The sequence below is a fragment of the Acidobacteriota bacterium genome (genome assembly GCA_020853395.1).
GTDB lineage: Bacteria > Acidobacteriota > Vicinamibacteria > Vicinamibacterales > SCN-69-37 > JADYYY01.
On sequence record JADYYY010000011.1, the window covers coordinates 371554 to 392616 of the forward strand.

Annotated in this window: 14 protein-coding genes; 4 read left to right on the forward strand and 10 right to left on the reverse strand. The window is 71.8% G+C overall.

All coding sequences use genetic code 11. The annotated features are described in order from the left end of the window. Positions 1-4 precede the first annotated feature (4 nt). From mprF to IT184_12900, 3 genes are read right to left on the reverse strand one after another with little or no spacing between them, the layout of a single operon-like run. On the reverse strand, positions 5-2593 hold the full coding sequence (gene mprF / locus IT184_12890; protein MCC7009699.1) for a bifunctional lysylphosphatidylglycerol flippase/synthetase MprF: 2589 nt from the start codon (positions 2591-2593) through the stop codon (positions 5-7). A 30-nt stretch (positions 2594-2623) separates the two neighbouring features. Beyond that, positions 2624-5062: a phosphoketolase family protein gene (locus IT184_12895; protein ID MCC7009700.1), complete on the reverse strand. Its 2439-nt coding sequence runs from the start codon at positions 5060-5062 to the stop codon at positions 2624-2626. Then, complete coding sequence (locus tag IT184_12900) at positions 5059-6225, reverse strand: acetate/propionate family kinase (protein ID MCC7009701.1); 1167 nt, start codon at positions 6223-6225, stop codon at positions 5059-5061. The genes IT184_12895 and IT184_12900 overlap by 4 nt, the downstream gene beginning before the upstream one ends. Before the next feature lie 176 nt (positions 6226-6401). Here IT184_12900 and IT184_12905 point away from each other — a divergent pair, with 176 nt between their 5' ends. Both IT184_12905 and IT184_12910 read left to right on the forward strand, forming a co-directional pair. Then, positions 6402-8393 carry an erythromycin esterase family protein gene (locus IT184_12905; GenBank protein MCC7009702.1) on the forward strand — a complete coding sequence of 664 codons (1992 nt, stop codon included), beginning with the start codon at positions 6402-6404 and terminating at the stop codon, positions 8391-8393. Positions 8394-8402: 9 nt separating this feature from the next. Then, complete coding sequence (locus tag IT184_12910; protein ID MCC7009703.1) at positions 8403-9065, forward strand: alpha/beta fold hydrolase; 663 nt, start codon at positions 8403-8405, stop codon at positions 9063-9065. Here the strand turns inward: IT184_12910 and IT184_12915 are convergent. The 7 genes from IT184_12915 to IT184_12945 form a co-directional block, all read right to left on the reverse strand. After that, positions 9028-10668: a hypothetical protein gene (locus tag IT184_12915; protein MCC7009704.1), complete on the reverse strand. Its 1641-nt coding sequence runs from the start codon at positions 10666-10668 to the stop codon at positions 9028-9030. The genes IT184_12910 and IT184_12915 overlap by 38 nt on opposite strands. Continuing rightward, on the reverse strand, positions 10653-12347 hold the full coding sequence (locus tag IT184_12920) for a fatty acyl-AMP ligase (GenBank protein MCC7009705.1): 1695 nt from the start codon (positions 12345-12347) through the stop codon (positions 10653-10655). Before IT184_12920 ends, IT184_12915 begins: the two co-directional genes overlap by 16 nt. Beyond that, a complete protein-coding gene (locus IT184_12925) occupies positions 12347-13660 on the reverse strand; it encodes a cytochrome P450 (GenBank protein MCC7009706.1) in 1314 nt (437 codons plus the stop codon). The genes IT184_12920 and IT184_12925 overlap by 1 nt, the downstream gene beginning before the upstream one ends. Before the next feature lie 49 nt (positions 13661-13709). Continuing rightward, entirely contained in the window at positions 13710-14837 is a 1128-nt protein-coding gene (locus tag IT184_12930) for a sulfotransferase (protein ID MCC7009707.1), read from the reverse strand. Further along, on the reverse strand, positions 14834-16066 hold the full coding sequence (locus IT184_12935; GenBank protein ID MCC7009708.1) for a cysteine desulfurase-like protein: 1233 nt from the start codon (positions 16064-16066) through the stop codon (positions 14834-14836). Before IT184_12935 ends, IT184_12930 begins: the two co-directional genes overlap by 4 nt. Beyond that, positions 16066-16944 (reverse strand): hypothetical protein, encoded by an 879-nt coding sequence (locus IT184_12940; GenBank protein ID MCC7009709.1) that lies wholly within the window; start codon positions 16942-16944, stop codon positions 16066-16068. Before IT184_12940 ends, IT184_12935 begins: the two co-directional genes overlap by 1 nt. A gap of 187 nt (positions 16945-17131) precedes the next feature. Then, positions 17132-17773, reverse strand: coding sequence for a GNAT family N-acetyltransferase (locus tag IT184_12945; GenBank protein ID MCC7009710.1), 642 nt, complete (start codon positions 17771-17773; stop codon positions 17132-17134). Positions 17774-17931: 158 nt separating this feature from the next. Between IT184_12945 and IT184_12950 the strand changes: the two genes are divergently transcribed. Continuing rightward, positions 17932-19140, forward strand: coding sequence for an acetylxylan esterase (locus IT184_12950; GenBank protein ID MCC7009711.1), 1209 nt, complete (start codon positions 17932-17934; stop codon positions 19138-19140). Beyond that, the gene (locus IT184_12955) at positions 19137-21062 is read left to right on the forward strand and encodes a VWA domain-containing protein (protein MCC7009712.1); all 1926 of its coding nucleotides are present in this window, start codon (positions 19137-19139) and stop codon (positions 21060-21062) included. The genes IT184_12950 and IT184_12955 overlap by 4 nt, the downstream gene beginning before the upstream one ends. Position 21063: the final 1 nt, after the last annotated feature.

The following is a 21063-nucleotide window of genomic DNA, read 5'->3' on the forward strand; positions in this document are numbered from 1 at the left end:
GCGGTCATTCTGCACCGTGCGGCTCGACGGCGAGCGGAGGCTCGTCGCCGCGGCGTCTGATGCGATAGCCTCCGGCGACGATCGACGAGACATCCGCGAGCGCCCGTGGCAGACGTATCCCGCCTGGATAAACGAAGTAACGCGGCTCCCACTGCGGGTGGAACTTCTCCTTGAACTCGCGCAGGCCCTGGAAGTTGTAGAGCCGGCCGCCGTGCCGGTAGACGGCGCCGCCGAGCCGCGTCCACAGCGGCGTCACGGGGGACGGCGCGAAGCCGGGCATCGGGGCCATGCCGAGGCCAAGCCACCGGTAGTTGCTGGCTTGGGCCCAACGCAGCAGGTGCACGACGAGCGCCTCCATGACGTTCTTCGGCGCATCGGGCCGGCGGCGCATCAGATCGATCGCGAGCTCCACGCCGTCCGCTCCGGGCCAGAGGTTGGCGAACGCCTCGATCCGGCCTCGCCGTTCGACGATCGCGATCGGAAACCGCGCGAGATACGCCGGATCGAACGCCCCGAGCGAAAACCCCTTCTCCGCGGCGTGCTTCGCGCCGAGCCAGGCGTCGGAGACTTCGCGAAGTTGGGACATCAGCGCCGCCACCTCGCCGGGCGGCGCCACACGGAACGTCCCGCCCTCTCTCGCAAGGCGCGAGATCGCCAGCCGATGACCGCGCGCCCGGCCGCCCTGCATCGTGAACGCCGCGAGGTCGACGCGCGCCTCGTGGCCGAGAGGGACGGACGTCAGCCCGAAGTCGGCGTAACGATGGAGGTACCTCGGGCCGACGTCGTAGAACACCGGCGTGCAGCCGTAGTCGTCACAGCGCTCGAGGAACTCGCGGATCAGCGCGCTCGCGGCCGCGGGCGGTCCAATCGGATCGCCCATCGCCGCCCAGGTGCGTGCGTGGGCGCCGTACATCAGGAAGCCGGTGCGCGCGCGGTTGAAGATGACGCCCTTGTCGCCGAGGTACACGAGATACGCATGCGTGGCGGTGTCCGCGGCGATGATCCGCGCCGCGTCCTCCAGATCCGACGGCGCCGGACGCGCGATCTCGTGCGGCACCGTTGCGGCCAGGCGCAGCGCCGCGAAGACCAGCACGGCGATCCCGGCGCCGACCGACGCCCGCAGCGCGCGCGATGCGTCCGCCGGCCACGCGAACTGCCACCACAGCGCGTGCGAATACTCGACGTGCTTGAACGCGAACAGCCCGAGCCAGACCGAGGCGATGAAGGCCGCGGCCACCGCCGCGATCCAGCCGGCGGAGAAGCGCGTCGCGAAGAGCGCGGCACGCCGGCCGAAGTCCGCGCGCGACCTCACGAGCAGCGCGAGCAACACCCCGAGGACGATCGCGTCCTCGACGTCGACCCCCTTGAGCATCGATACGACGATGCCGATCGCCAGGCTCGCGATCGTGAGGCGGTAGGCCGCGTGGAGCCGACGGGCAATCGGCTGCGACAGCAGGATCAGCACCATGCCGGTGACGCCGCCGAGAAAGTGCGACGTCTCGACGACGCCGAGCGGCAGCAGCCGGGTGAGCAGCGCAAGCCGCGCCGCCTCGGAGGGCGTGGCGCCGGAGAACAGCAGCACGGCGCCGGCGAGGAAGACGAACGTCGCGAGCAGCTTCGGCGTGAGCCAGGCTTCGAGCCGTCCGAAGAGTGCGCGCGCCCGCGGCAGCGACGACCGGCGCTGCCGCACTTCGTCGGCGACCAGGCCGACGAGCGCGACGCCGAGCGGCAGCAGGTAGTAGACGAACCGGTACACGACGAGTGCGGGCAGGAGCCGATCGGACGGCACGTACGGCCCGAGCAGCACCACCATCAGGCCGTCGAACACGCCAAGGCCGCCCGGCACGTGGCTGGCGAGCCCGATCAACTGCGCGCTCACGAACGCGGACGTCGTCACCACGAACGGCACCGAGCCGGCGGGCAGCAGGACGTGCAGCACGCTGGCGGCGAGCGTCCAATCGATCACCGAGGCGGCGAGCTGGCCGATCGCGATCGGCAGCCGAGGCAGCGGCACCCGGAACTGCCCGACGGCGATCGGTGCCTCGCGGGCCGCGGCCGCACCGACGTACGCGATCGGGACGAGGAGCAGCAGCCATCCGGCCGGCTCGGCGAGCGTGCGCACGGCGTGCGGCAGATCGTCGGGCCAGGGGCGCGTGACGAGGCTGAGCCCGCCGAGAAAGAGCAGGCCCAGCCAGAAGGTGGCCGAGTACGCGAGGACGATGCGCGACAGCTCCTCGCCCGTGATGCCCCAGCGCGTGTAGAAGCGATAGCGCACGGAGGCGCCCGAGAGCACCGCGAAGCCGACGTTGTTGGCGATCGCGTAGGCGACGAACGATGCGAGCGCCACCTTCCAGCGGGTCAGCCGCCGGCCGACGTACGCCAGCGCGAGGAAGTCGTAGCTCGTCAGCACCGCGTAGTTCGACGCGGTGAAGAGCAGCGACAGCAGCACGGCCGACCGCGGCATGCTGCGCAGGTCCGCGTGGAGCGACGTCCATGTTGCGGTGTGGAGCTGGCGGCGAAGGACCTCGAGCGCGAGCACGAACAGCAGGAGCCCTGCGAGGGCTCCCAGCGTGCGCCGCGACGCTTCCTGCATGCCGTCGATCCGCTCTCCGGCGCTCCGCGGCTACGGCGACCCTTCCTGCGACCCGCGCCACGCGACGCTCGTGGACTCACCCTGCGGCGCCCGTCCGCCGCCCGGAGCGGCGGTCGACGGCGACCACCGCCAGTCGCGGATCTCGGGCATGTCTTCGCCGTGCGCGCGAATGTAGTCGTGGTGCGCCTCGCGCTTCGCGCGCATCGCGCCGCGCACGCGGGCCGCGTCGGCCGCGGGCATCGGCACGCGATCGCAGACGTCCATCACGAGGTGGAAACGGTCGAGATCGTTCAGCACCGTCATGTCGAACGGCGTCGTGATGGTGCCTTCCTCCTTGTAGCCGCGCACGTGCAGGTTCTGGTGGTTGGTGCGCCGGTACGCGAGCCGATGAACGAGCCACGGATAGCCGTGATACGCGAAGACGATCGGCCGGTCGGTCGTGAACAACGCGTCGAACTCGGCGTCGCTCAGCCCGTGGGGATGTTCGCGCGGCGGCTGCAGCCGCATGAGGTCGACGACGTTCACGACGCGCACCTTGAGGCCTGGAAGCCACTCGCGCAAGAGTTGTGCGGCCGCGAGCGTTTCGAGCGTCGGCACGTCGCCGGCGCACGCCAGCACGACGTCGGGGGCCTGCTCGCCGTCGTTCCCGGCCCAGTGCCAGGCGCCGATCCCCGCCGCGCAGTGCGCTTCGGCCTCGGCCATGGTCAGCCACTGCGGCGCGGGATGCTTGCCGGCGACGACGACGTTCACGTAGTGGCGGCTGCGGAGGCAGTGATCCATCACCGAGAGCAGGCAGTTCGCGTCGGGCGGCAGGTACACCCGGATGATCTCGGCCTTCTTGTTCACGACGAGATCGATGAAGCCGGGATCCTGATGGGTGAAGCCGTTGTGATCCTGCCGCCACACGTGCGACGACAGCAGGATGTTGAGCGAGGCGATCGGCGCGCGCCACGGCAGCTCGCGGGTGACCTGCAGCCACTTCGCGTGCTGGTTGAACATCGAGTCGACGATGTGGATGAACGCCTCGTACGAGTTGAACAGGCCGTGGCGGCCCGTCAGCAGGTAGCCTTCCAGCCAGCCCTGGCACTGGTGCTCGCTCAGCACCTCCATCACGCGCCCTTCATCGTCGAGGTGATCGTCGCCCGGCACGCGCGCGGCCATCCACTGGCGGTCCGTCACCTCGAACACGCGTCCGAGCTTGTTGGACGCGGTCTCGTCGGGACCGAAGATCCTGAAGTTGCGCGCGCCGGCGTTGGCGGCGACGACGTCGCGGAGCCACCCGCCGAGCGTCTCCGTGTCGGACGCCGTCGCCGCTCCGGGAGCTGGCAGGCTCACGCCGTAGCGCCGGTAGTCGGGCAGCGCGAGATCGCGGAGCAACAGGCCGCCGTTCGCGTGAGGGTTCGCACCCATGCGTCGCGTGCCGGCCGGCGCGAGCGCCTGCAGATCGGGAAAGAGCCGGCCGCCGGCGTCGAACAGCTCTTCCGGCCGATAGCTCCGCATCCACGTGTCGAGCACGGCGAGGTGCTCGGGATGATCGGCCGGCTGCGCGACCGGCACCTGGTGCGATCGCCAGGTCCCTTCGACCTGGAGCCCGTCGACGAAGCGCGGGCCGGTCCAGCCCTTCGGCGAGATCAGCACGATCATCGGCCAGCGTGGCCGGCTGCGATCGCCCTCGACGCGCGCCCGGTGCCGGATGCGCGCGATCTCGTCCATCACGCGGTCGAGCGCCGCCGCCATCGCCTCGTGCATCGGCTCGGGGTCCTCGCCTTCGACGACGTAGGGAACGTAGCCGTAGCCGCGGAACAGCGCGTCGAGCTCCTCACGCGTGATGCGCGCGAAGATCGTCGGGTTGGCAATCTTGTAGCCGTTGAGATGGAGAATCGGCAGCACGGCTCCGTCGCGCGCCGGGTTCAGGAACTTGTTGCCGTGCCACGCGGTGGCGAGCGGGCCCGTCTCGGCTTCGCCGTCGCCGACGACGCAGGCGGCGATGAGGCTCGGGTTGTCGAACACGGCGCCGAACGCGTGGCTCAGCGAGTAGCCCAGCTCGCCGCCTTCGTGGATCGACCCGGGCGTCTCGGGCGCCGCGTGGCTCGGAATGCCGCCGGGAAACGAGAACTGCCTGAAGAGCGTCTTCAGGCCCGCGTCGTCGCGTGAGACGGCCGGATAGATCTCGCTGTAGGTCCCCTCGAGATACGTGTTCGCGACCACCGCCGGCCCGCCATGCCCTGGTCCGGAGAGGTAGATCATGTCCAGGTCGCGCTCGCGGATGACGCGGTTCAGGTGCACGTACACGAAGTTCTGCCCCGGCGTCGTGCCCCAGTGGCCGAGCAGGCGCGGCTTCACGTGCTCGAGCCGGAGCGGCTCTTTCAGGAGCGGGTTGTCGCGGAGGTAGATCTGCCCGACGGAGAGGTAGTTCGCCGCGCGCCAGTAGCGATCGAGGCGCGCGCGTTCGTCAGCCGACAGGGTCATGCCCGTTCCTCCAGCACGCGGCAGGTCTGCCGCGCGACGACCAGGTTCTCGTTCGTACGCACGACGCGGACGTCAGGCCGCCCGCCGGGCGGGCTGATGAGATCCGCCGACGCGGCATTCGCCCGCGCGTCGAGACGAACCCCGAGGTGCTCGAGACCCTCGCAGACTTCCCGGCGGACGTCGGCCGATCGTTCGCCGATGCCGGCCGTGAACACGAGCGTGTCGAGCCCGCCGAGCGCAGCGGCGAACGCGCCGATCTGCTTGCGTACGTGGTAGCAGAACATCGTGATGGCGAGCGCCGCCTCGGGGCGCGTCGCGCGCTCGTCGAGCAGCGTCTTCATGTCGCCGCCCAGACCCGACACGCCGGCCAGCCCCGACTCGCGGTTCACGAGCGCATCGAGCGCCGGCGCGTCGTAGCGGTGCACCGTCGCGAGATGCAGCAGCACGCCGGGATCGAGATCGCCCGAGCGCGTGCTCATCATGATCCCGCCCGTCGGCGTCAGGCCCATCGTCGTGTCGATCGACACGCCATCGGCGACCGCCGCAAGACTCGCGCCGTGGCCCAGGTGAGCAATGACCGCGCGGCCGAGCCGCTCGGCGCCGATGGTGTCGACCACGTACTCATACGAAAGACCGTGGAACCCGTACCGGCGGATGCCGCGGTCCCACAGCGTGCGCGGGAGCGCCAGCCGCCGTGCCCGCTCGGGCATGCGGTGATGGAAGGCCGTGTCGAAACAGGCGACTTGCGGGAGGGCAGGGAAGAGCGCGCTGGCGGCCGCGATGCCCGAGATCTCGGCGGGAAGGTGCAGCGGCGCGAAGGGAACGAGCGTCTCGAGCGTGGCCACGAGCGCCCGACCGAGGCGCGCCGGCCCGGTGTACGTCGCGCCGCCGAACACGACGCGATGGCCGATCGCCGCCGGCGCCGGCAACCTGGCCTCCCGGAGGTCCCGCACGGCAGCTTCGACGGCGGCACGGTGATCCGCAACCGGCCGCGATCGGCGCACGAGCTCGTTGCCGCGGCCATCCTCGAGCCAGGTGGTCGTCCCGCTTCCGCCGAGATCCTCGGCGGCGCCGGCCGCGAGCAGGGTGTCCGTGCGCCCGGCGACGTCGAAGAGCGAGAATTTCAGCGACGAGGAACCGCAGTTCAGGGCGAGAACGACCATGACGTGATCATCACGCTCTCGATCACTCTAAGCCACCGATCGTCCGCCGCGGCAAGATCGTTGCTTCAAGCGAGCTGGACGCGTCGGTCACGCCCAGCGAGATCGGTGCCCACACGACGGGTCATCTGATTCAGCCCGTCGCCGCCCGACAGGCCAGATGGGAGGGAGACCTCGCCATGTTCCTCGATCGCCGCGACGCCGGCGCCAAGCTGGCCACGTTCCTGCGCGAGTACGCGAACCGGTCCGATGTCCTCGTGCTCGGGCTGCCGCGCGGCGGCGTCGTCGTCGCCGCCGAGGTCGCACGCGCGCTGGGCGCACCGCTCGACGTGTTCCTCGTCCGCAAGCTCGGCGTGCCGGGCCAGCCCGAGCTGGCGATGGGCGCGATCGCCGAGGGCGGCGTTCGCGTGCTCGATCGGCAGTTGATCGATATGGCCGGCGTGCCGGACGCGCTCGTCGAGCAGGTCGCCGTGCGCGAGCGGCTGGAGCTCGAGCGCCGCGATCGGTTGTATCGCGGCGATCGGCGGCGCCCCGACCTCGCCGGCCGCACGCTCATCGTCGTCGACGACGGCCTGGCCACGGGCGCGACGATGGAGGCAGCGGTGAAGGCGCTGCAGTCGTTCACGCCTGCCGCCATCGTCGTCGCCGTACCGGTCGGCGCACCCGAGACGTGCCGTCGCCTCTCCTCGCTGGTCACGGCCGTCGTCTGCGCGGAGATGCCGCGCGACCTTCGGGCGGTCGGCCTCTGGTATCGCGACTTCTCGCAGACGACCGACGACGAAGTGCGCGCGCTCGTCGGCGCGGCGCCTGCTGTTCCCGGACGGCCGGTGCGGCGTGCGTCGCCCGCAGATCTCCCCGCGTTCGTCCGCGAGTGCGGGCAGCCGCTGACAGGGGCGCCGGCCGAGTACGACGCGCTCGTCGCCGAGTTGGCGCGTGCGCGCGTCGTGCTGATCGGGGAAGCGACGCATGGCACGCACGAGTTCTACGAGCAGCGTGCGCTGCTGACGCGGCGGCTGATCGCCGAGCACCAGTTCGCGGCCGTCGCCGTCGAGGCGGACTGGCCCGACGCGTTCAGGGTGAACCGCTACGTGCGCGGCGATGGGGGCGACGCGAGCGCGGCCGCCGCGCTCGGCGACTTCGAGCGGTTTGCTGCCTGGATGTGGCGCAACGCCGACGTCGTCGCCTTCCTCGACTGGCTGCGACAGCGCAACGAGAGCCTGCCGCCGGCGCGCCGCGCAGGCTTCTACGGCCTCGATCTCTACAGCCTGCACGCCTCGATGCGCGCCGTGATCGCGTTCCTCGAGCCAATCGACCCGGCGGCCGCGGCGCGGGCGCGTTCGCGCTACGCCTGCTTCGACCGGTTCGGCGACGCGATCGAAGCGTACGCGCACGGCGCCGGGCTGGGCCTCGAGCCGTCGTGCGAGCGCGACGTGCTGTCGCAGCTCCTCGATCTGCGAGCGCGCGCGGCGGAGTACGCCCGCCTCGATGGCCGGCTCGGTCCGGACGATCTGTTCGCCGCCGAGCAGAACGCGCGCGTCGTGCGCAACGCCGAGGCGTACTACCGGACGATGATGGGCGGCCACGTCGAGTCCTGGAATCTGCGCGACCGTCACATGACCGAGACGTTGCTCGCCTTGATCCAGCACCTGTCGACGGGTGGTCACGCCTCGCGCGTGGTCGTGTGGGCGCACAACTCGCACCTGGGCGACGCCCGCGCGACCGAGATGGGCGAGCGCGGCGAGCTGAACCTCGGCCAGCTCGTGCGAGAGCATTTCGGCCGCGACGCCGTATCCGTGGGCTTCACGACCCACGCCGGCACCGTCACGGCCGCCGCGGACTGGGACGGACCAGCGCGTCGCCGCCGCGTGCGGCCGTCGCTCGCCGGCAGCGTCGAGCGCGTGTTCCACGACACGAACCGCGCTCGGTTCCTGCTGTCGTTCGCCGGCGACCCGGAGCTGGCCTCGGCGCTCGAGGTACGGAAGCTCGAACGCGCGATCGGCGTGCTGTATCGGCCGGAGACGGAGCGGCGCAGCCACTACTTCCACGCGCGCTTGTCCGCGCAGTTCGACCACGTCATCCACATCGACGAGACGCACGCGCTCGAGCCGCTCGAGCGGACTGCACACTGGGAGGCGGGCGAGGCGGCCGAAACGTACCCGTCGGGACTGTAGAGATCGACCATGACGAAGGCCATCAGGCTCGCCGCTGGCGAGGCGATCCTCGACGCCGATCTCGGCATGCCGCCCGGCCCGCCGGCCGGCATCGTCGTCTTCGCGCACGGGAGCGGCAGCAGCCGGCACAGCTCGCGCAACCGGTTCGTGGCGCGCCGGCTCGAGGACGCCGGCTTCGCCACGCTGCTCGCGGATCTGCTCACGGCCGGCGAGGAGCGGATCGATCGCGTCACCGCCGAGTTCCGATTCGACATCGACCGGCTGGCCCGGCGCGTCGTCGCGATCAGCGACTGGCTGGCGGGCGAACACGAGTACGCCGCGCTGCCGGTGGGCTTGTTCGGCGCGAGCACGGGTGGCGGCGCGGCGCTGGTCGCGGCCGCGCGGCGGCCCGAGCGCATCGCGGCGGTCGTGTCCCGCGGCGGCAGGCCAGACCTCGCCGGCGCCGCGCTGGCCCACGTGCGCGCGCCCACGCTGCTCATCGTCGGTGGCGACGACGAGCCGGTCATCGAGATGAACAAGGACGCCAGGCGGCAGATGGCGGGCGTCGTGTCGCTCGTCATCGTGCCGGGTGCGACGCACCTCTTCGAGGAGCCGGGGACGCTCGAACGCGTCGCCGACGAGGCCGCGGCCTGGTTCAGGCGCTACCTGGGAGAGACGCGTCCGCCTCGGTGAGGCGGAGCAGATCGCCGAGGACCGCGTCGGGCCGTGCGACCGCGGCTTCGATCAGCGCGAGATAGCGGGCCATGAACGCCGCGATCGCCGCCGGGCGGTACTTCTTGCCGTCGAAGCTCATCACCGCGATCACGCGAGGCTGCAGATCCTGCGTCGAGATCGACAGACCCCAGCCATCGTCTGCGGTCGCCCGGCCTCGAACCAGCTCGATCGCCGTGTCCTTGAGCTCCAGCGCCCGCGGCAGGCTTCGCGAGTGCTCGTAGATGACCGAGATCGCCGGCGCCGGGCGTCCCCGAGCCTGCAGCGCTTCAGAGAGATCGTCGAACGGCATGTCCTGATGGGCCGAAGCGAGCCGGACGACGCCGTGCGTCGCCCGCAAGTGATCGAGGAACGCGGCGGACCGATCGACGCGGACGCGCAGCGGCAGCAGGTTGACGTAGCAGCCGATGGCTCGCGACAGCGCCGATGATCCGCGCTCCGAGACGTAGGTGCCGACGATGGCGTCGGGCTCGCCGGTGGCGTCGGCCACGAGCGCCGCCAGCGCCGCCAGATGGATCGAGAACAGCGTCGTCTGCTCGCGCTGGGCGAGCGCGCGGAGCAGCGAGTCATCGGCGAGGATCCAGCGGAACGCGTCGATCGGCGGATCGGGCTCGACGAGATCGGGCCGCCGCTCGAACGGCAGCACCATGCGCGGCAGCGGCGGTTCGAGCAGCGCCGTCCACCAGTCGAGCAGCGCGCGGACACGCGGTCCGCCAGGACGAAGCTGCTCGCGCTGCAGCCGCGCGACGTCGCCGACCTGCACGGCCGGCGGCGGGAGCGCGGCGGCCCGCCCGTCGAGTGCCGCTGCGTAGCACTCGGCCAGCTCCTCGTAGAACACCCGGAAGGCGTACGCGTCGATGACGAGATGGTGCAGCGCGAGCACGATGCGCCAGTCGCGCTCGCCGACCCGGATCACGACAGCGCGCAGGAGCGGCCCGTTGTCGAGGCGCATCGGCCGCTGCTGTTCCTCGCGCATGAGGCGGTCGGCGTCTGCCGCCGGATCGGCCGCCGGACGCACGTCGTACGTCACGAGGTCGGGCCGGCCGGGCGCGTGAACGACCTGCGCCGGCTCGCCGGGCCGATCGAGGAACGTCGTTCGCAGGATCTCGTGGCGGGCGATGAGATCGCGGAGCGCGCGACCCAAGGCCGCGACGTCGAGATCGCCGGTCACGATCCAGCGGCGCACGATGACGTTGCGGTCGCCAATCGGGCCGTGCTCCGCGTGGCGCCAGAGGCGCGCCTGCTGGTAGGTCAGCGGCGCCTCGCGCTGCTCGCCCGTGGCGATGGCAGCCGGCGCGACATCGTCGCGGCCGCACGTCTCTTGGGCGATCGCGCGCGCCGCGTCCGTGATGGTCGGCGCGTCCCACAGGAGCATGGCCGGCAGCTCACGATTCAGCCACTCGGCCAGGTCGCCAGTGATCGTGAAGAGCGCCAGCGAGTCGAGCCCGAGCGAGAACAGCGGCTGCGTACGGTCGAGGGACGCGGGCTCGATGCTGAGCGCGGCGGCGATGTGCCGCACGAGCCATGCCTCGATGACGTCGGTGGTCTTCAGTCCGTCGTCCATGTCTGCAGCGTTCTCGAAAGGAACTGATCGCGGCAGACGTGCCGCTGGATCTTGCCGCTCGACGTACGCGGCAGCGTGCCGGGCCTGATCGGCAGGACGAGGTGCGGCTGGACGTCGTGGTGCTCGGCGACCCGGCGCCGGACGACGGCTTCGAGCGCGGCGGTACCGGCGCGCCCGGCACTGCGCGCGACCTCCAGCACGATCACCACGCGCTCCACGTCGTCGACGTCCACCGGGAAGGCGGCGCACCCGTGCGTCCGGATCGCCGGATCGCACGCTTCGACCGTGTGCTCGATGTCGGCGGGATGATGGTTGCGGCCCGAGACGATGATGATGTCCTTCACGCGGCCCGCGACGAACAGCTCGCCGTCGTGCACGAACCCGAGATCGCCCGTGCGCAGGAAGTGGCCGCCGGCATCGCCGGCCGCGCATGCCCGGAACGTGTCGCCGGACTCGCGCGGACGGCTCCAGTAGCCCGCGGCGACGTGCGGGCCGGCGACCCAGATTTCACCCACCCGATCGGGACCGCACGGTTGTGCGGTGGCGGGATCGACGATCGCGATGCGGCCGTCGCCGTAGGGCGTGCCGCAGCCGACGAGCGTGCGGGCCGGCGCGTCGCCGGCCGCGATGCGCACGCACCCGTGCGCGAGCGCGTCCGCGTCGAATGCGCGGGTGGTGACGGCGGCGTCGTGCCGGCAGCCCGCGGCCATGAGCGTCGCCTCCGCCAGCCCGTAGCACGGGCGCAGCGCCTGGCGGGAGAAACCTACCGGCGCGAAGCAGGTCGCGAACCGTTCGAGCGTGCGCGCGCGCACCGGCTCGGCTCCAACGTACGCGCGCAGCCAATGGCTCAGGTCGAGGTCCGACATCTGCTCGGTCGTCACGCGCTCCGCGCAGAGGTCGTACGCGAACGTGGGCCCTCCGGACACCGCGGCGCGATAGCGCGAGATCGCTCGCAGCCATCGCACCGGCTTCATGAGGAAGGCTTCGGGCGGCATCAGCACGGACAGGTTGCCGGTGTACACGCCGCGCAGAGCGCCGGCCACGAGGCCCATGTCGTGAAAGGGCGGCAGCCAGCTCACGTGCGGGCTGGCTGCCGGCAGGTGCATGAACTGCTCCATCATCTGGAGGTTGGCCAGGAGACTGGCGTGCGTCACCATCACGCCCTTGGGCAGCGACGTCGACCCCGAGGTGTACTGCAGCAGCGCGACACCGTCGGAGGCGAGCGAGGGCGGCACCCACGCGGCGCCATCCGCGTCGAGCGTCCCGACCGGCAGCCAAGTCACCTCGGGCATCGCCGCTTCCAGCGCGGCGCGGTACCGATCCAGCACGGAGGTGACGCAGAGCGCGTAGCGCGGCGACGCGTCGCGTGCGATGCCGTGCAGCCGATCGACGTGGCGAGGCGCACGCGGTACCGGCACGGGCACGGCGATCGCGCCCGCGTAGAAGCAGCCGAACAGCGCGGCGACGAAGTCCAGGCCCGGCGGGCACAAGAGCAGGACGCGCTCGTCGCGCGCGCGGCGGCCGTGCAGGGCTGCCGCGATCTGCCGGGCCCGGGCATCCATGGCCCCGAAGCTGGCGGCGTCTTCGCGCTCGCCGTCCGGGAGGAAGACGAAGGCGCGCGCATCGCCGCGCTCGTCGGCGCGGGCTCTGACTAGGTCCGCGAACGTTCGCGCCTGCATCAGCCCACCGCCGTCGAGTCGTCGCGCGCGACGGCCGTTACGAGGAATCCGTGTTTCTGCCGCAGGGTGATCGCCGGATCCGGCTCCGGCTCGACCGCCCCGGCCGGCCGAATCCGCACGCGCTGCAGGACGATGGCGAGGATCAACTGCGCCTCGAGCAGGGCGAACGACTGGCCGATGCAGAGGTGGCGTCCGCCGCCGAACGGGAAGTACGCGTAGTGGTGCCGCGACGCCGCTCGTACGAACCGCTCCGGGTCGAAGCGGTCCGGGTCCGGCCAGAACGCCGCGTGCCGATGCGTCGTCCAGGCGCAGAGCAGCACGAGACCGCCGCGGGGGATCGGCACGCCGGCGATCTGCTGCGGCGAAACCGCCTGCCGCATCGTGAACGTCACCGGCGGATAGAGCCGCAGCACTTCCTGGATCACGCCGCGTGTGTAGTCGAGCGCCGGCATGTCTGCGGCCGTTGGCGTGCGGGCGCCGAGCCGCTCGTCGAGCTCCACGATCACCTGGCGTTCGACGTCGGGATGCCGGGTGAGCACCCACCAGAGCCAGGCGAGCGCCACGGCGGTCGTCTCGTGGCCGGCGATCAACATGGTGAGGATCTCGTCCCGGATGTCCGCGTGGTCGAGCGGCCGCCCGGTCGCATCGTCGGCCGTCTCGATCAGGGCCGTGAGCAAGTCCGCGGGACGCGACTCGACGTGTCGTCGATCGGCGATCAGCCGATCGACGTAGGCGTGCAGCGCGGCGAGCGCCGACCGGAACTCCGCCTGGCGCTGCGGCGTGAAGACGGGCGGCGCGACGTTGAAGGCGCCGCGCGCGATCGCGCTGACCTCGTCGATGACGCGGCTGAACGCCTCGTCGAAGCGCGCGGCGTCCTCGCCGAGGTCCACGCCGAAGAGCGCGCTCACCACGATCTCGAGCGTGAGACGCCGCATCTCGATCGCGACGTCGAAGGGCTCACCCGTACGCATCGGCCCGCGCGCCCACCGATCCAAGAGCGCCAGCGTGTGGCGCACCACCGCGTCGCCGTAGCTGGCGACGCGGTGCTCGCCGAACGACGGCTGGATGATCCGCCGGCGCCGCCGCCACACGTCGCCGTCGCTCGCCAAGAGACCGTTCCCCAGCACCATCCGGAAGAGCGCCGTCCGGATGAACTCGGGGTTCTGCAGCACCGCCTGCACGTGATCGGGATGGTTGAAGAAGTGGACGGGGCCGCGCGCGTTGTCGAAGCGCGCGATGTCGCCCTGCGTGCGCACCAGCTCTTCGACGAATGGCAGCGCGGAGGGCGGGGAAGGGTCGGTCCGGAGGCTCAAAGCGTCGTGTATCGCGCCGGGGCGCCCTAGGATACCCCGGCCCGGCGCGTCATCCGCCGGCGATCGTGGCGATGTCGGCGTCCGACAGCCCGCACGCGGCCAGAGAGGCGGGCCGGTAGGCAGGCGTGGGGTGCCTGGAAAGCCAAGCCCGTGCGGCCTGCTCGGCGGAGGCGGCCCACGGCAGCGCCAGCGTTGCGTGCAGCCGCCGGAGAACGCCGATCGGATCGGCGACGAGATCGTCGTAGTCCACGTCGATCAGGTGGCCAGGCGCGAACCGCACCGCGGCCGTGCTCGCTCGCCGAAGCGCCGCGCCCGCCATGCGGACGCATTCGGGGCCCACGGCGAGCGGATCGACCGCGTCGCTGTCGCCCGATCTCAGCAGATGGCACAGACGGGCGTACGACGCGATCGTGTCCGGCATCGCACGCCGAAGACGGAGCACGCGCACGTCTGGCCACACCGCCAGGACGGTCTCGAGATGCCAGAAATGGCTCGGGTCCTTGAGGAGGAGCGGCCGGGCGTCGCCGCCAGTGATCGCCTGGAGCGTGCGGGCGAGCTGCCGGTAGGCCGGCGTGAGGTCCGCGTGCATCTGCCACTCGAAGTACGAGGGCACGTGGTAGCGCGTGAACCAGGACGGCGCCGAGAACGTGTGTCCGAGCAGCAGGCTGCACTCGTCGGGATCGGTCGCGGCCATCGAATGCGCCGACCGCAGCGCCGGGAGCCGCGCGTAAACCGCGTCGATCTCCTGCTGCACGGCCGCAATCTGACGCGCCCGCCCTGCGGCATCTTCCGGCGGCGTGGCGGCCCGGAGCATCTCCCATCGACGGACGGCCCGCACCTCGGGATTGCACGCGATGAGGTGCTGGAGAAGCGTCGTGCCGCTTCGCGGGAGGCCGGTGACGAGGATTGGGCTCGCGGTCGAGCTCGCACGATCCGCCTCGCCGTCGTGCGGCCGGACGAACCGCCAGCCAGCCACCGCGCAGCGGACGAGCTCCGCGGCGATTCGCCGTTCGCCCGCCGCGTGCAGCCGGGCGTCGTCTCTGAGCGATGTCACGAAGGCGTCCAGCGCCGCGACATGAGGCGTCGCCGACACGTCGGTGCCCGCCAGCCGGCTGGCCGTTTCGAGGATGCGCCGCCGATCGAGCACGCCGGCTTCGAGCGCGGCGCCGCGCGTCACGGAAGATCGCGCAGCACGCGCAGCAGGTGGTCCACTTCGTCGGCCGTGTTGTAGTGGAGCAGGCCGATGCGGACGAGCCCGTCGGGCTCGACGCCGAGCACCTCGGTGAGCGGCAGCGCGTAGAAGTTGCCGCTCCACACGTAGACGCCGGCCTCGGCGAGCGTCCGCGCCACGTCGCCGGGCCGCATCGTGCGATGGCTGATCGCGAACGTCGGCACGCGCTCGTCGAACCTGGCCACGTCGGTGATGCCCCACGATCGAATCTGCGGCAGCGCGTCGAGGCCGTGCTGGAGGCGCTCGCCGAGCGCGCGTTCGTGCGCGACGATGGCGGCGAACGCCGCGTCGAGCGCCTCCGGGCGCGTGCGGGCGTCGTCTTCGCCGCGGCCGAGGCTCGCGATGTAGTCGATCGCGGCGAGCGTTCCGGCGATGCCTTCCGCGTTCGGCGTGCCGGTCATCCATCGCCCCGGCATCAGCTCCGGCGCGGGCCGTACCTTGTACGTCGGCAGCGTCTCGAGCAGATCGCGCCGGCCCCACATCAGCCCCACGTGCGGACCGAAGAACTTGTAGGCCGAGCACACGAGCAGGTCGCAGCCCCACGCGGCGACGTCGATCCGCCGGTGCGGCGCGTAGTGGACGGCGTCGCAGAAGACCAGTGCGCCGGCGGCGTGCGCGAGCTCGGCGATCGTGCCGATCGGATTGACGGTGCCGACCGCGTTCGACGCGGCGCCCACCGCCACGAGCCGCGTGCGCGAAGACAGCTTCGACGCGAGGTCGCCGACGTCCAGCGTGCAGTCGGGGCGGATCGCCGCGTGTCGCACCTCCACGCCGGCCTCCTCGGCCGCGCGCGTCCACGGCGTGACGTTCGCGTCGTGGTCGAGCCGGGTGACGACGATGTTGTCGCCGGCGGTCCAGGTGCGGGCGAGCGCGCGGCTCAGCGCGAACGTCAGCGTCGTCATGTTGGCGCCGAAACAACAGCCGTCGGGGTCCGGCGCGCCCACGAAGTCCGCCGCCGCGCGGCGCGCCTCGGCGAGCATCGCGTCGCTCTCGCGGCTGGTGGCGAAGGCGCCGCCGTGGTTCGCGTTCGTCGTGGCGAGATAACGGCTCACGGCGTCGATCACGGTGCGCGGCACCTGGCTGCCCGCGGGGCCGTCGAAGAACACCGCCTCGCGGCCGGCGTCGCGCCGGCGAAGGGCTGGAAACTGCGCGCGCACGGCGCCGAGGTCGAGCATCAGCGCTTGAGGCCGCCCATGGCGTCGGACGTCTCGACGCCGAACTGGCGGAAGCGCCCGTACGTGGCGAGGCCGGACGTCTTCCGGCCGCCACGTTCGAGATACTCCTCCCGCATCTCGACCGGAATCGCCACGCCGAACTCCGAATCGTGGCGGTAGCGCGTCGTCATCACCGCGCGAATGGATGCGGGGTCGTCGATCCAGAGCTCGGTGCGCATGACGACGCCGTCGGCTTGCAGCCAGACCTGCCCCGACATCGGCATGTCGCGGCCGCCAGGGCCCGTGATGATCGTCGGGTGCGCGTGCTCCCTGTAGTCGATGCGAAACACCGGCGTCTCCTCCACCGGCTCCGCCTTCACGCCGGAGAACTCGAAGCGCGCGTGGTTCGCCCCGCGCAGAATCTGCAGCGCCAGGATCGGCAGGTTCATCGTCCGCGACACGCCGATGTTGTAGCTCGCGCTCTGCGCGACGATCGCCTGCGCCTGGAAGAGGGCCAGCGGGTCGGGCACCGACAGCAGGCGGACGAGCCGCTGATCGTGATCGCGCACGCGCTGGCCGTCCACCGAGTAGACGTCGCGGAACGGCAGCCAGCCGTCGCCGCTCGACAGCTTGACCATCAGGAAGTCGGAGACGAGCTCGCGGCGCCGAGTGGGCAGGCCGCGGCTGTTGCCGAGCGTCTGCACGTAGCGCTCTTCGGCCACGACGTTGGCGAAGGCGGTGTCGAACCGTTCGACGTAGTCGGCGGCCGTGCTGAGGAGCCTGTCGAGATCGTCCGGCTGCTGACGCGCGGCGATTCCGCCCGTGGCCAGCGCCGAGAGCGCGGCACCGGAGGCGATCGCGCGGGCGAGCCGAAAAGCGGGTGCCGTGCGGCTGGCCATGATCCAGGGGGTAGTCTACGACGACGACGGGCTGGTTCCTACCCGGTGTGCACGGCGAAGACCTCGCGACTCGTGTTGTGGCGCGTTCGGCGGCGTCGCGGTGCTGGCGGCCAGGCGCGCTTCCGCCACGGGCCTCGGCTTCGGACCAAAGAGAAGTCCGGAGCTGCAGGGCCTGTGGGCCCGCCGGCTACGAGTCGACCTTCGTCTCGGCCGCAAGCGGTCGCGCGGCGGCCTCCGGCTCTGGCCGTGACGTCGCCCGATCGCGGGCCTCGGACGCGACCATCCGCCAGCGGATGTAAGTGCCGAATCGTCCGTCCGGACCTTGGGTATCGCGCACGAGGGCCGGGACCGCGCCCAGCTTCGCCATGGCGCCGTGGACGCGGCCGTTGTTGACGAGCGACCAGGCATCCACGGCCGGCAGCCCCATCGTCGCGAAGGCGAAGTCGAGGGTCAGGCGCGCGGCGAGCTGGAACAGCCCCGTGCCCCACCACGCCGGCCCGAGCGCGAAGCCCCAGTCCCAACCCGATTGGGAATCGCCGGGCACATGCGTATGGAGGCAGATGACGCCCGCGGCCCGGTCATACCCATCCGGGATGACGCTGAAGTACACCGCAAGCCCTTCGCACCGCCGCCGCACCGCCCAGTGGGCGAAGCGCTCGAATCCTTCGTGATCCGCAGGCGGCGCGGGGATGAACCGCGTGACCTCGGGCGTCGCCAGGTGCTCGACGAAGGCGGCCCGGTCGTCCGGGCGTACTTCGCGGAGCACGACCCGGCTGCCCACGAGCATCGGCGGTGCTGCCTGCCACCCGGCTGCGGCTCCGGTTTGCACGTTCGGTCGCCCCTCCAACGCGAGGCCGACCCTGCAACGCGAGTGCCGCTTCGCGGGAGATTCAGCCGGGGTGCCCTGGTAGGACCGAAAAAGCCGCGAGCTCGCGTGCGGGAACCGTGCGACCCCGTATACTGACGGCTCACCGGAGCATCGCCCCTATGGACAACCTGTCCCGCCGGGATCTCGCGCGGGTGGCCGCCGGGCTCGCTGCCGGCGCGGCACTGCCCTCGATCGCCGAGCCGGCCGGCGCCCAGGCGTCGTCCGCCGCACCGTCCCCGACGAATGGCTACATCGGACCGCTCACGGGTGTGACGGCGACGGCGATCGCCGGTCGGGTGTTCGATCCGGTTGCCTATTCGCGAGGGCTGCTCGCGGCCGCGCCGCGTGCGTTGCGGTTCCAGGCGTCGACACGCCTGGAGGCCGAACGGTGGCAAGCGGCGCTCCGGACGAAGCTCGTCGAGCTGCTCGGGGGCATTCCGGCCGGCACCGTGCCGTTGCGTGCCGAGACGCTCGAGGTTCGCGAGTTTCCGCGGTACCGCCGCGAGAAGCTCGTGTTCGACTCGGCGCCTGGCGTGAGCGTCGTCGCCTACGTGCTCGCGCCTGTCGGCCGGCCGAGGCCGCTCGCGACGATGATTTGCGTGCCGGGTCATGGCCGCGGCGTCGACGATATCGTCGGCATCGACGAGGCGGGTCGGGATCGGAGCGACAAGGCGGGCTATCAGCACGATTTCGCGATCCAGGTCGTCGAGGCCGGGATGGCCGCGGTGGCGATCGAGCCGATGGGCTTCGGCGCCCGGCGCGACGAGCGCAACGCGCGCCGCGGGTTGGGGCAGAAGGCCTGCGACCCGACTGCCGGCGGTGCGCTGCTCGTGGGGCAGACGCTCCTGGGCTGGCGCGTGCGCGACGTGATGCGGACGCTCGACCTCATCGCCGAGCGTCCAGAGCTGGACGCGTCCCGCGTGGGCTGCATGGGGATCTCCGGCGGCGGCACCGTCACGCTGTTCTCGGCGGCGCTCGAGCCGCGGCTCGGGGCCGCGATGGTGAGCGGATACCTGAACACGTTTCGCGACAGCATCGGCAGCCTCGTGCACTGCGCTGACAACTACGTTCCCGGCATCCTCGACTGGGCGGAGATGCACGACGTCGCCGGTCTCATCGCCCCGCGGCCGCTGTTCGTCGAATCGGGGACGCGCGACGACATCTTTCCGATCGCCGCGAGCACCGAGAGCGTCGCGCGCGTGCGCGACGTCTACCGCGTGTTCGGGGCCGACGCCGCGCTCGACCACGAGATCTTCGACGGCGAACACTCGTTCTGGGGCCGGCGCGGGATTCCGTTTCTCGCCAGCCGGTTCGGGGCGGCCCGATGATCCGGCTCCGCGCGTTCGCCGCCGCGGCGCTGGCGATCGGCGCGACGATGGCGCTGCCGCGCGCGCAGGCCGGCCCGGCGCAAGTGTTCACCGGCGCGGTCGATCTCGTGGACGTCGAGGTCTCGGTCCTCGACCGTCATCGGCTGCCGGTCCGCGATCTCACGACCGCCGACTTCACGGTGCTCGAAGAGGGGCAGCCACGGCCGATCGTCGCGTTCACGCCGGTCGATCTGCCGCGGCGCGTGCTGCCGCCGGCCGCCTGGATGGACGACGTCGCGCCGGACGTGCACACGAACGTCTTTCCGCGCGAGGGCCGGCTCGTCGTCATCCTGCTCGACGCGTTCATCGACGCTGCCGATGCGGTAGAGGGCCGGCGGATCGCCGAGGCGGCGGTGCAGCAACTGCGGCACGGCGACATGGCGGCGATCGCCTGGACGATGCCGGGCGTGCCGCAGAACTTCACGGCGGACCGCCAGCGGCTGTTGGACGTGATCCGGCAGCCGGTGTTCAACGTGCCGGGCGGCGAGCGCACCGGCACGGGCTTCTGTCCCTGCGGTAACGGCGCGTGCGCGATGGAGGCGATCGCGTCGGCCGCCGAAGGGATCCAGGACGTCGGGTGGCGGCGCAAGATCCTGCTGTTCGTCGGCCGGCGGCTGCCGCTGCGCGGACAGGGCGGATGCGGGTCGATGATCGACGCGGCGCGGCGGCGGGCGCTCCGTGCATCGGAAGCCGGCAATCTCACGATCCACGTGATCGACCCGCGCGGCCTCGACACGCTCGCGCCGCCGGCCTCGGCGCGCGGCATCGTGTCGCGGCCGCCGCCGGGCATGGACGCGCGGCGGATCTCCGGTCTGCTCGCCGTCACGTCGCCGACCGGTGGCCGGCTGGTCACGCGCAACGATCCATCGGCGGTGCTGCCGGAAGTGTTCCGCGAGAGCGATGCGTACTACGTGCTGGGATTCCCGCCTGCCGCCGTGAAGCCCGACGGGCGCTTCCGGCGGATCACGGTGAAGGTGAACCGGAAGGACGTGACGCTGCAGGCGCGGCGCGGCTACTACGCGGGCGGCCACCCGCTGCCGAAGCCGGCGCGCCTGGCGGAGGGCCTGCCGCCGGCGCTGGTCGCCAGCGTCACCGGCCTGTGGCCGAAGACCGATCTGCAGATGGCGCTGAGCGCCGTGCCGGTCGCGCGGCCGGGGCTGCGCGGCGGCGTCGTGGCCGTGCTGGTGCGCGTGCGGCGGGACCGCGTCGCGGCCGAGAGCGGCATCGCCGTGGCGCCGGACGCTGGCTCGGGCGCGAACGCCGTCCTGCTCACGACCGCGCTCGACAGCAACGGCAACACGCTCGGCCTCGATCGCCGCGATGCGACCGTGACGCCGAGGCGCACCGGCGATGGCCTCGTGGAGTACGAGCTGGCGTCGCGTCTGGAATTGAAGCCGGGGCGCTACGAGATCCGCGCGGCCGTCGAGGACGCCGCGACCGGGCGGACCGGCAGCGCTTACACGTACGTCGACGTGCCGGACTTCGGCCGGCAGCTCGTGTCGTTGTCGGGCATGTTCGTCCAGGCGGGAGGCGACGCCGGGGCGATTGCCGGGGCGCCGCTCGTCGATCTCACGCCGCTCGTGCCGACGACGCGCCGCGAGTTCTCGCGCACCGAGCGCGTGCGCGCGTTCGTGCACGAGTACCAGAGCGCCGCGCGGACGTTCATGCCCGGCTACGCGACGACGGAGATCCGCGACGATACGGATACGCGCGTCTATCACCGCGAGGAGCGGATCGTCCCGGCCGGCCCGCAGCACCAGGCGATGGACTTCGCGGTGGACGTCCCCGTGTCGTCGCTGCGGCCCGGCGCGCACGTTCTGACGTTCACGGTCCGGCACGGGAACGAGACGGCGCGCCGCGAGGTGCGCTTCGTCGTGGAGTGAC

Bases quoted from the DNA above. Each gene is read 5' to 3' on its own strand.
- mprF (MCC7009699.1), bottom strand. From the start codon at position 2,593: ATGCAGGAAGCGTCGCGGCGCACGCTGGGAGCCCTCGCAGGGCTCCTG.
- IT184_12895 (MCC7009700.1), bottom strand. From the start codon at position 5,062: ATGACCCTGTCGGCTGACGAACGCGCGCGCCTCGATCGCTACTGGCGC.
- IT184_12900 (MCC7009701.1), bottom strand. From the start codon at position 6,225: ATGGTCGTTCTCGCCCTGAACTGCGGTTCCTCGTCGCTGAAATTCTCG.
- IT184_12905 (MCC7009702.1), top strand. From the start codon at position 6,402: ATGTTCCTCGATCGCCGCGACGCCGGCGCCAAGCTGGCCACGTTCCTG.
- IT184_12910 (MCC7009703.1), top strand. From the start codon at position 8,403: ATGACGAAGGCCATCAGGCTCGCCGCTGGCGAGGCGATCCTCGACGCC.
- IT184_12915 (MCC7009704.1), bottom strand. From the start codon at position 10,668: ATGGACGACGGACTGAAGACCACCGACGTCATCGAGGCATGGCTCGTG.
- IT184_12920 (MCC7009705.1), bottom strand. From the start codon at position 12,347: ATGCAGGCGCGAACGTTCGCGGACCTAGTCAGAGCCCGCGCCGACGAG.
- IT184_12935 (MCC7009708.1), bottom strand. From the start codon at position 16,066: ATGCTCGACCTCGGCGCCGTGCGCGCGCAGTTTCCAGCCCTTCGCCGG.
- IT184_12940 (MCC7009709.1), bottom strand. From the start codon at position 16,944: ATGGCCAGCCGCACGGCACCCGCTTTTCGGCTCGCCCGCGCGATCGCC.
- IT184_12950 (MCC7009711.1), top strand. From the start codon at position 17,932: ATGGACAACCTGTCCCGCCGGGATCTCGCGCGGGTGGCCGCCGGGCTC.
- IT184_12955 (MCC7009712.1), top strand. From the start codon at position 19,137: ATGATCCGGCTCCGCGCGTTCGCCGCCGCGGCGCTGGCGATCGGCGCG.